This is a genomic window from Pukyongiella litopenaei (genome assembly GCF_003008555.2).
Lineage (GTDB): Bacteria > Pseudomonadota > Alphaproteobacteria > Rhodobacterales > Rhodobacteraceae > Pukyongiella > Pukyongiella litopenaei.
The window spans coordinates 1,700,513-1,715,143 of the sequence record NZ_CP027665.1; the positions used below are offsets into that span (position 1 = coordinate 1,700,513).

General features: G+C 63.1%; 7 protein-coding genes, 1 rRNA gene and 1 pseudogene. 1 reads left to right on the forward strand and 8 read right to left on the reverse strand.

Translation table 11 applies throughout. The features are described 5' to 3' along the window. Positions 1 to 114: 114 nt before the first annotated feature. The 4 genes and pseudogenes from C6Y53_RS08530 to C6Y53_RS08545 form a co-directional block, all read right to left on the reverse strand. Positions 115 to 1,578: ribosomal RNA gene (locus C6Y53_RS08530) — 16S ribosomal RNA — on the reverse strand. Between the two features lie 710 nt (positions 1,579 to 2,288). After that, positions 2,289 to 2,900 carry a protein-methionine-sulfoxide reductase heme-binding subunit MsrQ gene (gene msrQ / locus C6Y53_RS08535; RefSeq protein ID WP_106472049.1) on the reverse strand — a complete coding sequence of 204 codons (612 nt, stop codon included), beginning with the start codon at positions 2,898 to 2,900 and terminating at the stop codon, positions 2,289 to 2,291. A 59-nt stretch (positions 2,901 to 2,959) separates the two neighbouring features. Next, positions 2,960 to 3,868, reverse strand: a complete 909-nt coding sequence (gene msrP / locus C6Y53_RS08540; protein WP_106472050.1) for a protein-methionine-sulfoxide reductase catalytic subunit MsrP — start codon at positions 3,866 to 3,868, stop codon at positions 2,960 to 2,962. A 66-nt stretch (positions 3,869 to 3,934) separates the two neighbouring features. Next, positions 3,935 to 5,427: pseudogene (locus C6Y53_RS08545) on the reverse strand (FMN-binding glutamate synthase family protein). A gap of 263 nt (positions 5,428 to 5,690) precedes the next feature. Here C6Y53_RS08545 and C6Y53_RS20990 point away from each other — a divergent pair. Beyond that, positions 5,691 to 8,618 carry a putative sodium/potassium/calcium exchanger gene (locus tag C6Y53_RS20990; protein WP_211299496.1) on the forward strand — a complete coding sequence of 976 codons (2,928 nt, stop codon included), beginning with the start codon at positions 5,691 to 5,693 and terminating at the stop codon, positions 8,616 to 8,618. A 296-nt stretch (positions 8,619 to 8,914) separates the two neighbouring features. Here the strand turns inward: C6Y53_RS20990 and C6Y53_RS08555 are convergent, their stop codons facing one another. The 4 genes from C6Y53_RS08555 to C6Y53_RS08570 are packed head-to-tail and all read right to left on the reverse strand — an operon-like array spanning position 8,915 to position 14,563. Further along, a complete protein-coding gene (locus C6Y53_RS08555) occupies positions 8,915 to 10,492 on the reverse strand; it encodes an ABC transporter ATP-binding protein (protein ID WP_106472051.1) in 1,578 nt (525 codons plus the stop codon). After that, complete coding sequence (locus C6Y53_RS08560) at positions 10,489 to 11,595, reverse strand: ABC transporter permease (protein ID WP_106472052.1); 1,107 nt, start codon at positions 11,593 to 11,595, stop codon at positions 10,489 to 10,491. Before C6Y53_RS08560 ends, C6Y53_RS08555 begins: the two co-directional genes overlap by 4 nt. A gap of 1 nt (position 11,596) precedes the next feature. Further along, a complete protein-coding gene (locus C6Y53_RS08565) occupies positions 11,597 to 12,682 on the reverse strand; it encodes a microcin C ABC transporter permease YejB (protein ID WP_106472053.1) in 1,086 nt (361 codons plus the stop codon). A 9-nt stretch (positions 12,683 to 12,691) separates the two neighbouring features. After that, positions 12,692 to 14,563: an extracellular solute-binding protein gene (locus C6Y53_RS08570; protein ID WP_244614978.1), complete on the reverse strand. Its 1,872-nt coding sequence runs from the start codon at positions 14,561 to 14,563 to the stop codon at positions 12,692 to 12,694. Positions 14,564 to 14,631 lie beyond the last annotated feature (68 nt).

Consider the following 14,631-nt stretch of genomic DNA (forward strand, 5'->3'; position numbering starts at 1 on the left):
TCTGAAGAGATATGAGGACGGCCTGGTCCGTATGATGTGTTCTCCAAAGGTAGAGAACTTCTGCTAAGTGATCTTCGACGTTGAGCGAACTCAACGATACCCGATCATCCTTAGAAAGGAGGTGATCCAGCCGCAGGTTCCCCTACGGCTACCTTGTTACGACTTCACCCCAGTCGCTGAGCTCACCGTGGTCCGCTGCCCCCTCCGAAGAGGTTGGCGCACGGCCTTCGGGTGAACCCAACTCCCATGGTGTGACGGGCGGTGTGTACAAGGCCCGGGAACGTATTCACCGCGTCATGCTGTTACGCGATTACTAGCGATTCCGACTTCATGGGGTCGAGTTGCAGACCCCAATCCGAACTGAGACAGTTTTTTGGGATTAACCCATTGTCACTGCCATTGTAGCACGTGTGTAGCCCAACCCGTAAGGGCCATGAGGACTTGACGTCATCCACACCTTCCTCCCGCTTATCACGGGCAGTTTCTTTAGAGTGCCCAGCCGAACTGCTGGCAACTAAAGATGTGGGTTGCGCTCGTTGCCGGACTTAACCGAACATCTCACGACACGAGCTGACGACAGCCATGCAGCACCTGTCACTGCGTCCCCGAAGGGAACCATCCATCTCTGGATGTAGCACAGGATGTCAAGGGTTGGTAAGGTTCTGCGCGTTGCTTCGAATTAAACCACATGCTCCACCGCTTGTGCGGGCCCCCGTCAATTCCTTTGAGTTTTAATCTTGCGACCGTACTCCCCAGGCGGAATGCTTAATCCGTTAGGTGTGTCACCGACAAGCATGCTTGCCGACGACTGGCATTCATCGTTTACGGTGTGGACTACCAGGGTATCTAATCCTGTTTGCTCCCCACACTTTCGCACCTCAGCGTCAGTATCGAGCCAGTGAGCCGCCTTCGCCACTGGTGTTCCTCCGAATATCTACGAATTTCACCTCTACACTCGGAATTCCACTCACCTCTCTCGAACTCTAGACCAACAGTTTTAAGGGCAGTTCCGGGGTTGAGCCCCGGGATTTCACCCCTAACTTGCTGATCCGCCTACGCGCGCTTTACGCCCAGTAATTCCGAACAACGCTAGTCCCCTCCGTATTACCGCGGCTGCTGGCACGGAGTTAGCCGGGACTTCTTTACTGGGTACAGTCATTATCTTCCCCAGCGAAAGAGCTTTACAACCCTAAGGCCTTCATCGCTCACGCGGCATGGCTGGATCAGGCTTGCGCCCATTGTCCAAGATTCCCCACTGCTGCCTCCCGTAGGAGTCTGGGCCGTGTCTCAGTCCCAGTGTTGCTGATCATCCTCTAAAACCAGCTATAGATCGTAGGCTTGGTAGGCCGTTACCCCACCAACTACCTAATCTAACGCGGGCCGATCTCTCTCCGATAAATCTTTCCCCCGAAGGGCGTATAAGGTATTACCCTCAGTTTCCCGAGACTATTCCTTAGAGAGAGGCACGTTCCCACGCGTTACTAACCCGTCCGCCGCTCACCCGAAGGCGCGCTCGACTTGCATGTGTTAGGCCTGCCGCCAGCGTTCGTTCTGAGCCAGGATCAAACTCTCAAGTTGAAAAGCTGTTGCCAGCTTATCCTTGACGTTCGAACCTCTGCACATCGTCCCGGCCGGCATGACCGGGACAGTCTCTGTTTGTCGTGCATCGTTCCAAAAGGAACGGTGTCCATACAAACAGTGAAGCTGACACTCCATTATCGAACCGAAGTCCTAGGAGCGCGATATGCGAGACTGATCCATCGAATGAACCAAACCGCCCACATATCTCTTCAGATACTCGCGATTTCAAAGAGCGTAGAGACAAAATCAACCGGATGCGCCAATATTCTCTTTGGCGCGCCCCGCCTCAGTTACCTCAGTTTTTCTTGCCTCGCTTCCCTCTGGAGCGTCGCTCCGTCGTTCCGTCTGGCGTTCCGTTGTGCGCCTCAGCGCCGCCGGTGAGGGGGTATTTACGGATTGGGCCGGGGGGCCGCAAGCCCTTTTTTCGAGAAACGTCATATTTTTTTCGTTTTCTTCTATTACGCAGCAATATCAATCTGTTAGTGAGTATGAAAAGTTGCCCACCCGGCTTTCGCGCCCGTCTATGCACCTGGCAACAACGATGAATCGGGAGACTCGATTCCGGCCCCGGCACCAAATGTGGTGTTCTCCACAGGGTTATCCCCAACTAGGTGCTGAATCGGTCCGATTCAGCACCGGAATCACCGGTGAATCGAGTCGTCATCTCCCGATCTGGCCCGAGCTGGCGGAATCTGGCGGAATCACGATCAGGCGGTGGGAATCTCGCGCCGCCACCGTTTCCAGGGCAGCCGCAGGGCCAACAGCGCCAGAACCGCGGCCAGATAGGCCATCGGCTGCAGCTGAAAACCTTTCGACAGCATCACATAGTGCGAGGCCCCCAGCAGGGCCGCCGGATAGGACAGGCGTTGCAACCGGCGCCAGCCCGGCCCGAGCCGGCGCACCGACCAGTCGTTCGACGTGATCGCCAGCGGGACCAGCAGAACGAACCCCGCCATCCCCACCGTGATATATGGGCGCTTGACGATATCGGCCCAGATCGCCGCCGGATCGCCGATATCGAGAACCAGCCACACCAGCAGATGAACCGTGACATAGAAGAACGTCGTCAGGCCGAGCGCGCGGCGAAACCTCAGCAGGTTGATCCCGGCGAACCGGCGCAGCGGCGTGACCGCCAGCGCCGCGATCATCAGTTTCAGCCCGGTCAGCCCCAGCGCATGTTCCAGCGCCTCGATCGGTTCGATCCCCAGGCCGCCGGTCGCGCCCAGCCAGATCAGCCATATCACATGCGCCAGCGCCAGCAGGTAGACCGGCCAGGCCGGCAGCCGCCTCAGGGCGCGGTTGATCCGATCGGCGAACATCTCAGCGCCGCCGGCCCGCCCGGTCCGAACCGGCGGACCCCCTGCACCCGCCCGTCGCCTCAGAAATGCCGGGCAAGGTCCATGCCGTCATAGAGCCCGGCCACGTCCTGTTCGTAGCCATTGAACATCAGCGTCGGAACTTTCTTGGCAAACAGCCCGCCACCGATGCGCCGTTCCGCCTTCTGGCTCCAGCGCGGATGATCGACGTTCGGGTTCACGTTGCTGTAGAACCCGTATTCGCCCGGGGCCGCCTTGTTCCACGATGTCGGCGGTTCGCTGTCGGTCAGGGTGATGCGCACCACCGACTTGATCGACTTGAACCCGTATTTCCACGGCACCACCAGCCGCAGCGGCGCGCCGTTCTGGTTCGGCAGAGGTTTACCGTAGATGCCGGTGGCCATGATCGTCAGCGGATGGCGGGCCTCGTCCAGCCGCAGCCCCTCGACATAGGGCCAGTCGAGAACCGGATACCGGGTGCCCGGCATCTCGTCACGGCGCAGCAGCGTTTCAAAGGCGACATAGCGCGCGCCGTCCTGAACCCCGGCAAGGTCCAGCAGGTCGGCCAGTTCGAACCCCTGCCACGGCACCACCATCGACCAGGCCTCGACGCAGCGCAGGCGATAGATGCGGTCCTCGATCATCATCTGCGGCAGGATTTGGGCCAGGTCATAGGTGCCGGGGCGATCCACCATGCCGTCCAGCCGGATCGACCAGGGCGTTGTGGTCATCCCGCCGGCATTGGCCTTGGGGTCGTCCTTGCGAGTGCCGAATTCGTAGAAATTGTTGTAGCTGGTGATGTCGTCCCAGCTGTTCGGTTCGAGCGTCTCTGCCCGCGCGGGGGACGCGGTGATCCCGGCCAGCCCCAAACCCAGACCCGCCAGTCCGGCCATCAGTTCCCGCCGGTTCAGATAGGCCCCGTAGGGCGTGACATCCGCCCGTGTCAGGTTGTTGGTCCAGCGATGTGCCATGCGTCCCTCCGTTCCCGTCGACCATGAGGTAGCCGGTGTTTCGCCCGCAGGCCAAACAAATCCGGGTCACGTTTCAGCGACGGCCCCGCGACCCGGCGCGATCACGTCCAGCGGCAGCGAGTTTCCTGCGGGCTGCACGATACGCACATGGTGGCGGTCCAGCCCGCGCGCCCCGCCGCCCCGACCGAATGGGCGATAACCTCGACCTCGTGCACGATCCCGGCGGCATAGCGGGCGACACGATCGACCTTGTCGGCCACCACCAGCCCCTTTTGCAGCCGCGGATCATGCGTGGTGATCCCGGTCGGGCAGGTGTTGCGGTTGCATTTCAGCGCCTGGATGCAGCCCAGCGAGAACATGAAGCCCCGCGCCGAGGTCACGAAATCCGCCCCCGCCGCCAGCGCCCAGGCCACGTCGCTGGGATTGACCAGCTTGCCGCTGGCAATCAACCGGATGCGGTCGGTCAGCCCGTATTCGTCGCGCAGGTCGACCACCATCAGCAGGGCCTCGCGGATCGACATGCCAACGAGGTCGATCAGCGGCATCGGCGCGGCGCCGGTGCCGCCTTCGCCGCCGTCGATGGTGATGAAATCCGGCGCCGCGGCTTCACCCCGGCGGCGGATCGCGTCGAACAGGGCGCGCATCGCCGGTTCGGCCCCCGCCACGGTCTTGATCCCGGTCGGTTTGCCGGTGATGTCGCGCACATGGGCGATCAGGTCCAGCAGCCCGTCGAAATCCCGCGCCTCGCGGTGCCGGTTCGGCGACAGGCTGTCCTGCCCCGCCGGGATGCCGCGAATGGCCGCGATTTCATCGGTCACCTTGGCGCCGGGCAGGATCCCGCCCTTGCCCGGCTTGGCGCCCTGCGCCAGCTTGATCTCGAACATGCGCACCTGTTGGTGGCCGGCCACCTCGGCCAGCTTGGCATCATCCAGCCCGCCCCCGGCGTCGCGCACCCCGTATTTGGCGGTGCCGATCTGGAAAACGATGTCGCAGCCGCCTTCGAGGTGATGGGCGCTGAGACCGCCCTCGCCGGTGTTCAGCCAGATGCCCGCCTGTTTCGCGCCCCGGCTCAGCGCCCGCACGGCGGGTTTCGAGATCGCGCCAAAGCTCATGCCCGAGATGTTGAAGAACGAAGGCGCCGCGTAGGGATGACGCGCCCCCGCCCCGATCACCAGCGGCCCGGCACTGGCGAACTGGTCGTCGAGCGGCGGGAACGGCGCGTTGATGAACACCGCGGTGCCGGGCACGGACAGGTTGCGCGTCGATCCGAAGGCGACCGTGTTGCCCCGGCCTTCGGCGGCGCGGTCGATCCAGTCCCGCTGCGCCCGGTTGAACGGCATTTCCTCGCGATCCATGGCAAAGAAATACTGGCGGAAGAATTCGCCCAGCTGGGTGAACCGCCGCCGGAACCGCCCGATCACCGGGTAGTTGCGCCGGATCGCATCGGCGGTCTGGGTCCGGTCGATGATGAACATCACCACGAGCACCAGCCCGGCGAACCCGATCAGCGTCACGAAGGACAGCACCAGCATTTCAAGGATCTTCAGAGCAAATGGCATGGCTGGCTTCCTCTCCGGTTCGACCTGCGCGGGCGCGCCTGGCGTCAGGCTAGGGTGTCGGGGGCCGGTCGCGCAAGGCGGCCGGGCCGCATCGGATGGCTTGCCCGCGTTCAGAATCGACAGACGCGGTCCGAACTCGTTAAGATACCTTGAAAACCGTCATTTCCAGGGGGCGAATGACGGCATCCCGTTTTTGACCCTTGGGTGAATTTCAGCCCCTGGCCCGCCGGATCCCGGTCCGGCACCGATTGGAGAACGATTTGATGACCGCCCTTTCCTCGCTCCGCAACGGCTTTGCAATTTTTCTGCGCCCCGTGCCCGCCGCCGCCGACAGCGGTCTTCGCCCGCTTGAGCCTTCGGTCGCGACGACCATCCGCGGCGGCATGCCCGCCGATCCCGCCAAGCATACCGACACCCGCCACGATGGTGACGAAGGCAATGAGGGAAACGAAGGCGATGAAGGCAATGAGGGCGACGAAGGGAACGAGGGAAACGAGGGTGATGAAGGCAACGAGGGCAACGAGCTCATCAATGGCGACGAGGGGGATGAAGGCAACGAGGGCGATGAAGGAAACGAAAACGACGAGGGCAATGAGGGAAACGAGGGTGACGAAGGCAACGAAGGCGATGAAGGCGACGAGATGAACGAAGGGGACGAGGGCGACGAGAACAACGAAGGCGACGAGGGCAACGAGGACGACGAAGGCGACGAAAACGACGAGGGGAACGAGGGCGACGAAGGCGACGAGGGCGAGGAAAGCCCGGAATTCCCGGTCGACAGCAACGAAAGCGACCTGGGCAACGAAGGCGACGAGGGCAACGAGGACGACGAGGGCGATGAGGGCGACGAGTTTAACGAAGGAAACGAGGGCTACGAAGGCAACGAGGGCGACGAAAACGACGAGGGCGATGAGGGCGACGAAGCCAACGAGGGCGATGAAGGCGACGAGGGGGATGAATGCAACGAGGGCAACGAAGGCGACGAACATAACGAGGGGGATGAGGGCGACGAGGGCAATGAAGGCAACGAATCGAACGAGGGCGACGAAAACGACGAAGGGGACGAGGGCAACGAGGCCAATGAAGGGAACGAGGGCGATGAGGGCAACGAGGGCAACGAGAACAACCCGCGTTACGACGAGGGCAACGAGGGCGATGAAGGCAACGAGGGCAACGAGGCCAATGAGGGCGATGAGAATGACGAGGGCGACGAGGGCAACGAGGGCAACGAGAGCGACGAGGGCGACGAGGGCAATGAAGGCAACGAGATGAACCTCGGCGACGAGGACAACGAAGGCAATGAAGGCGACGAAGGCAACGAGGACGACGAAGCCAATGAAGGCGACGAGGGCGATGAGGGAGACGAGGAAAACGAGGGCAACGAGGGCGACGAACACAACGAGGGCAACGAGGGTGACGAAGGCGACGAGGGCGATGAGGGCAACGAGGGTGACGAGGGCAACGAAGGCGACGAGGGCGATGAAGGAAACGAGGGCAATGAATATGACGAGAGCGAATCCGACGCCAATGTCCCGTTCGTGACCACGGAAGGGGCTCCCGACCCGGATGTCGCTTTCGGCTACGGGAACGATGAGGGCGACGAGGGCGACGAAAGCAACGAAGGCGATGAACATGACGAGGGCGACGAAGGCGACGAGAACGCCGCCAACGACCGCTTCGGCCATGACACCGGTGACGAGTACAACGAAGGCGACGAAGGCGACGAGAACAACGAGGCCGACGAAGGCGACGAAGGAAACGAAGGCAACGAGGGCAACGAGGACGACGAAGGCGACGAGGGCGACGAGAACAACGAAGGCAACGAGGGCAACGAAGGCAACGAGCACGACGAGGGCGACGAAGGAAACGAGGGCAACGAATCAAACGAGGGCGACGAAGGCGACGAGGGCAACGAGGGCAACGAGAACAACCCGCGCTACGACGAGGGCAACGAGGGCGATGAAGGCAACGAAGGCAACGAGGGCAATGAACGCAACGAGGGCGACGAAGGCGACGAAGGAAACGAGAACAACGAAAATAACGAGGGCAACGAGGGCGACGAACACGACGAGGGCAACGAGGACGACGAAGACAACGAAGGCGATGAACATGACGAGGGCGACGAGGGCAACGAAGGCAACGAGAACGACGAGGACAACGAGGGCAACGAGAACGACGAGGGCAACGAGGATGACGAGCATGACGAGGGCGACGAGCTCGACGGCACCCAGGGCGACGAAGGCGATGAAGGCGACGAGGGAGATGAGGGCGACGAAGCCGACGAGGGCGATGAACCCTATTACTACGACGAAATACCTGACGACGACCTGCTAGGCGACGAGGCCGACGAGGGGGATGAGGACGACGAGGGGGATGAGGGCGACGAGGCCTCGGGTCCGGACGAGGGCAACGAAGGCGACGAGGACAACGAAGACGACGAATACGACGAGGGCGATGAATACAACGAGGGCGACGAGGGCGACGAACATAACGAGGGCGATGAGGGCGACGAAGGCAACGAGGGCGACGAGGCCAACGAGGACAACGAAGGCGACGAAGGAAACGAGGGCAACGAGGGCGACGAAGGCAACGAGGACAACGAACACGACGAGCATGACGAAGGCGACGAAGGCAACATGACCGGCCGCTGGAACGAAGGGAATGAGGGCAACGAGGGCAACGAAGGAAACGAGGACAACGAAGGCAACGAACACGACGAGGGCAATGAAGGCGATGAGGCCAACGAGGGGAACGAGGGCGACGAAGGAAACGAGGACAACGAAGGGAACGAAGGCTACGAGGACAACGAAGGCGATGAAGGTGACGAGGGCGACGAAGGCAACGAGGGCAATGAAGGAAACGAGGATGACGAAGGCAACGAGAACGACGAAGGCAACGAGGGCGATGAGGGCAACGAGGGCGATGAAGACGACGAAGGTGACGAACCGGGCAATTTCAACGGCGGCGAGTTTCCGGGACAGGATCTGAACCTGGCGCCCGCAGCCGCGCCGGGCGGGTGCGGGGGCTATGCCTGCGGCGCGGATGCCGGGGCCATGAACGACGATGCCTGCGGCGCCGACGCCTGCGCCGTCGACGCGGGCGGTGCTGCGGGCGGGATGGATGGCGACGACCTGATCGGCGCCGGTCTCGCCGCCGGGCTGGATCTCGACGACATCGACCCGGGGCTCTAGGAAATCCGGAAACGGGTCCGGACAACGACACGCGGAATGGCCGGTGGCGGACGCCCCGGCCATTCTTGCATGTCATTCCGGGCCCGATGCGTAACCTGTCTGACCGGACACGCCGAGGCCGGCGGTCAGGGGCGGGCTCCGTTCAGGCATTGCTCGCGATGTGACCGGTCGGCAGGATCAGATGGCGTCAGAAACCGCGATGACCAGCATGCGCCGCTTGCCCATCGACTGCTGCACCGGAGCGCATCCGAAAAACCGCATCGGACCAAATGACGGGGGCGACAGGTGAGGGGCCGTCAGCCCGCCGCAGCGATCAGCGCGCGGGTATAGTCGGTCTGGGGGTCGTCAAAGAGCGCGTCCACCGGCCCCTGTTCCACCACGTCGCCATGCCGCATGACGAGCACCTTGTGCGACATCGCGCGCACGACCTTCAGGTCATGGGAAATGAACAGGTAGGCCAGCCCGTATTTGCGTTGCAGGTCGCGCAGGAGATCGACGATCTGCACCTGCACCGTCATGTCCAGCGCCGATGTCGGTTCGTCGAGAACCAGCAGCCGGGGTCTCAGCACCATGGCGCGGGCAATGGCGATCCGCTGGCGCTGTCCGCCCGAGAATTCGTGCGGGTAGCGATCCATCGCCGCCGGATCGAGCCCGGTTTCCCGCATCGCCTCGGCGACCAGTTCGCGCGTGTCGCGGTCGGGATCGACATGGTGGATGCCCAGGCCCTCGGCGATGATCTGGGCGCAGGTCATGCGCGGCGACAGGCTGCCGAACGGGTCCTGGAACACGATCTGCATGTCCTTGCGCAGGCGCCGCAATTCGCGGGTGGACCATTTGCGCACGTCGCGGTCGCGAAAGGTGATGCCGCCTTCGGAGGCGATCAGCCGCATCAGCGCCAGCGCCAGCGTGGTCTTGCCCGACCCGCTTTCGCCGACGATACCCAGCGTTTCGCCCTCGCGCACGCTGATCGAGGCGTCATTGACCGCCTTCACATGCCCCACGGTGCGCTTGAACAACCCGCGCTGGATGGGAAACCAGACCTTCAGGTGATCGGTGCGGGCGATTTCCCCGGCACCGTCGGATACCGGGTCCGGCGCCCCCGACGGTTCGGCGGCCAGCAGTTTCTGCGTATAGGGGTGTCGCGGATTGGCAAAGATCCCGGCCGTGGGGCCGGTTTCGACGATCTCGCCATCCTTCATCACGCAGACCCGGTCGGCCACCCGGCGCACGATACCCAGATCATGGGTGATGAACAGAAGCCCCATGTTTTCCGATCGCTTCAGTTCCGCCAGCAGATCGAGGATCTGCGCCTGTATGGTCACGTCGAGCGCGGTGGTCGGTTCGTCCGCGATCAGGATATCGGGCTTGTTGGCCAGCGCCATCGCGATCATCACCCGCTGCCGCTGCCCGCCCGACAGCTGGTGCGGATAGCTGTCCAGCCGCTCAGCGGCGTCGCGGATGCCGACCCGCGTCATCAGGTCGACGATGCGGTCATGCGCGGCCTCGCCGACCAGCCCCTGGTGCAGCTCCAGCGATTCCGCCAATTGCCGGCGGATCGTGTGCAGCGGGTTGAGCGATGTCATCGGCTCCTGGAAGATAAAGCTGATGTCGTTGCCGCGCACCTGCCGCAGCCGCGCCGGGCTGGCCCCGATCATCTGCTGGCCGTCATAGGTGATCGACCCGTCCACCTGCGCGCTGTCGCCCAGCAGCGACACGGTGGACAGCGCCGTGACCGATTTGCCCGACCCGCTTTCGCCCACCAGCGCCACGGTTTCGCCCCGGTCCACCGAGAATGACACGCCGCGCACCGCCTGCGTGGTCTTGCCGTCCTGCCGGAACGACACGGTGAGGTTCTCGACCGCAAGCAGGCTCATGAAAACGTCTTTCGCGGGTCAAAGGCGTCGCGGATGCCTTCGAAGATGAACACCAGCAGCGACAGCATCGCCGCGAAGGTGAAGAACGCGGTGAAGGCCAGCCACGGCGCCTGCAGGTTCTGTTTCGCCTGCAATGTCAGTTCGCCCAGCGACGGCGCCGAGGAGGGCAGGCCGAAACCCAGGAAATCGAGGCTGGCCAGCGCCGAAATCGTGCCGGTGACGATAAAGGGCAGCATGGTCAGCGTCGCCACCATGGCGTTGGGCAGCATGTGGCGGAACATGATCGTCATGTTGCCCACCCCCAGCGCCTTGGCCGCGCGCACATATTCCAGGTTGCGCGCGCGCAGGAACTCGGCGCGGACCACGCCGACCAGCCCGGTCCAGGAAAACAGCACCATCAGGAACACCAGCAGCCAGAAACTTCGCCCCAGGATCGCGAACATGATGATGATGACGTAGAGCGACGGCGTCGCCGACCAGATTTCGATCACCCGCTGGAACACCAGGTCCAGCCAGCCGCCGAAATACCCCTGGATCGCGCCGGCAAAGACGCCGACGAGACTGGCCACGCCGGTCACGATCAGCGTGAACAGGATCGACAGGCGGAACCCGTAGATCACCCGCGCCAGCACGTCGCGCTTGGTGTCGTCGGTGCCCAGCAGGTTCTGGCGGTTGGGCGGCAGCGGCGCCGCGCCCGGACGATCCACGGTGGTGTTGAAACTGTAGGGGATCGGCGGCCAGACGGTCCAGCCGCGTTCGATCGGTTCGCCGGCGACCATGCCGGTCGCGGCCTCGGCGATCACCCCTTCGGGATCGTCGAAACAGCTTTCCAGCCCGCCTGACACGATCAGGCATTCCACCTCGGGATCGCGATAGATCGCCTCGGTCTGGAAATCGCCGCCAAAGGCGGTTTCGGGATAGAACCGGAAGATCGGGGCATAATAGTCGCCCCGATACTGCACCAGGATCGGCTTGTCGTTGGCCAGGAACTCGGCGAACAGCGACAGGCTGAACAGCACCGCGAAGATCCACAGCGACCAGAAGGCGCGGCGGTTGCGTTTGAAATTGCGCCAGCGGCGGGCGTTCAGGGGGGACAGCGCCATCTCAGCCCTCCCTTTTCTCGAAATCGATCCGCGGATCGACCAGCACATACATCACGTCGGACAGGATGCCGACGACGAGGCTCATCAGGCCGAAGATGAACAGCGTGCCGAAGATCACCGGGTAATCCCGCGCCACGGCCGCCTCGAAACCCAGCCGCCCCAACCCGTCGAGCGAAAAGATGGTTTCGATGATCAGGCTGCCGGAAAAGAACACGCCGATGAACACCGCCGGGAACCCGGCGATCACGATCAGCATCGCGTTGCGGAACACATGCCCGTAGAGCACCCTGCTCTCGCTCAGCCCCTTGGCGCGGGCGGTCATGACATAGTGTTTCTTGATCTCGTCGAGAAAGCTGTTCTTGGTCAGCAGCGTCAGCGTGGCAAAGGCGGAAATCGTGCTGGCGATCACCGGTAGCGCGATGTGCCAGAAATAGTCGCCGATCTTGCCCATCAGGCTCAGGCTGTCCCAGTTGTCGCTGGTCAGGCCGCGCAGCGGGAAGATCTGCCAGTAGGAACCACCGGCAAACAGAACCAGCAGCAGGATCGCGAACAGGAAACCGGGGATCGCATAGGCGACGATGATCGCGCCCGAGGTCCAGGTATCGAAGCTGCTGCCATCCTTCACCGCCTTGCGGATGCCCAGCGGGATCGACACGATATAGGCGATCAGGGTGGACCACAGCCCGAGGCTGATCGACACCGGCATCTTTTCCAGCACCAGGTCGGTCACCGAGATCGACCGGAAATAGCTTTCGCCGAAATCCAGCCGGGCATAGTTGCCGAGCATCGTCAGGAACCGTTCCAGCGGCGGCTTGTCGAACCCGAATTCCCGCTCAAGCTCCTCGATGAACTCGGGCGGCAGGCCGCGCGCGCCGACATAGCGGTCGGATACCCCGGCGGACTGGGTGTCCACGTCGGCCCCGCCACCGGCAAAGCCTTCGAACACGTCGCCGCCGCCTTCCATCTGCGCGATGATCTGTTCGACCGGGCCGCCCGGCACGAATTGCACCAGGGCAAAGTTGATCACCATGATGCCCAGCAATGTGGGGATCACCAGCAGAAGGCGGCGAAGGATATAGGCGGCCATGCGGCGGGACTACCTCAGCGCGCCGGCGGCCTTCAATGCCGCGGCACCTTCTTTGTCGGCCCACCAGAGATCCTCGAGCCCCAGCGCATAGGGCGGCAGATTGGCCGGATAGCCGTATTGATCCCAGTAGGCGACCCAGTGCTTGCCCAGATACCAGGTCGGCACGATGAACCGTTTCCACCGCAACACCCGGTCCAGCGCGCGCACATTCGCCACCAGTTCCTCGGTTTCCCTGGCCGACACGATATTGTCGATCAGCGGTTCGATATCCGGCCCATGCACGCCCGACGGGTTGAAGACCGAGAACGCCGCCGCCTCGGTGCCGAACTGCTGGTAGAGCCCGGTCGACGGTTGCAGCGACATGCTGTAGCCGCCCGAGATCATGTCAAAGTCGCGTTCACGTCGGCGCAGAGTGAACTGCGCGTTGTCGATCCGGTTGTAGGCCGCGGCGATCCCCATGGCCTTGAGATTGTCGACAAACGGCGAGGCCAGCCGGTCCAGCGCCGGATCGTCCGACAGGAATTCGATCCTCAGCTGCTGGCCGCTGGTGTTGCGGCGGATGCCGTCATCGCCCACCATCCATCCGGCCTCGTCCAGCAGCTTCATCGCGCGGCGCAGGTTCTTGCGGTCGGTCTGGCGGTCGGCGCGGCCTTCGGGCAACACCGGCGGTGCGGTCTCCAGCAACACCGGGTCGAGCGCGTCACCCAGCGATTTCAGCACCTCCAGTTCACGGCCCTGGGGCAGGTTGCGGGCCTCCAGATCGGTGCCTTCCCAGAACGATTGCCGGTGCTGGAACAGCCCGTATTGCAGGCTCTCGTTGGTCCAGGCGAAGTTGAAGGCCAGCTGGACCGCCTCGCGGACACGCACGTCGGAAAACTGCGGCCGGTCGAGATTCATCACGAAACCGGTGGCATTGGGCACGTCGCCATCGGGCAGTTCCACCTTCTGCACATGACCTTCGGTGATCGCCGGGAAATTGTAGGCCGTGGCCCAGCTTTTCGAGTTGTTTTCCTGCCGGAAGGTGAATTCCCCGGCCTTGAACGCCTCCATCGCGGCGATGCTGTCCGAGAAATACTCGATCCGGATGGTGCCGAAATTGTTCCGCCCCACATTCACGTTCACATGGTCGCCCCAATAGTCGGGGTTGCGGCGATAGACGATGCGGCGGTTGATGTCGTAGCTGTCCAGCACATACGGCCCCGACCCGATCCCCGGCACCATCCGCGGCTTGTCCAGCCGCCGGTTGTCCGGGTCGGCCTCGAACCAGGCCTTGGAAAAGACCGGCGTTCCGCCGACCTGGGTGATCATCGCCCGGCGGGGATAGCCATCGGCGAAATGGAACTTCACCCGGTGCGGGCCCAGGGCCTCGGCCTTGGGGATGCGCTTGCGGACCGCCTCGGCATAGGATTGCAGCCCCTGGTCCAGCAGGATCTCATGGCTGAACACCACGTCCTCGGCGGTAACCGGCGTTCCGTCGGAAAACCGCGCCTCGGGGCGCAGGTTGAAGATCACCCAGTCCTGGCTTTCGGGATATTCGAGGCTTTCGGCGATCAGACCGTAATAGGAGGCGGGTTCATCATAGGACGGGATCAGCAGCGACTCGTATTGTTCGGCCGCCCGCGCGCCGGCCCGGCCCTGCCGGGTGAACGGGTTGAAACTGTCGAACGTGCCCTGCGCGGCATAGCTGAGCTCACCGCCCCGCGGCGCGTCGGGATCGACATAGTCGAAATGCGCGAAACCCTCGGCATATTTCAGATCGCCGAATTCGGAAAACCCGTGGCTCTTGATGATCGTTTCCTCGGCGGCAGCGATGCGCGCCAGCGCAAGGAGACAGATCAGGGTCAGCGTGAACAGGCTGACCAGCATCGGCCAGCGGGTCATGGCCTGACAGCGTAGGGCGGTTCTGGGGTGCCGCATCTGGCTCGTCCTCCGGGTGGTCACGTCAGGCA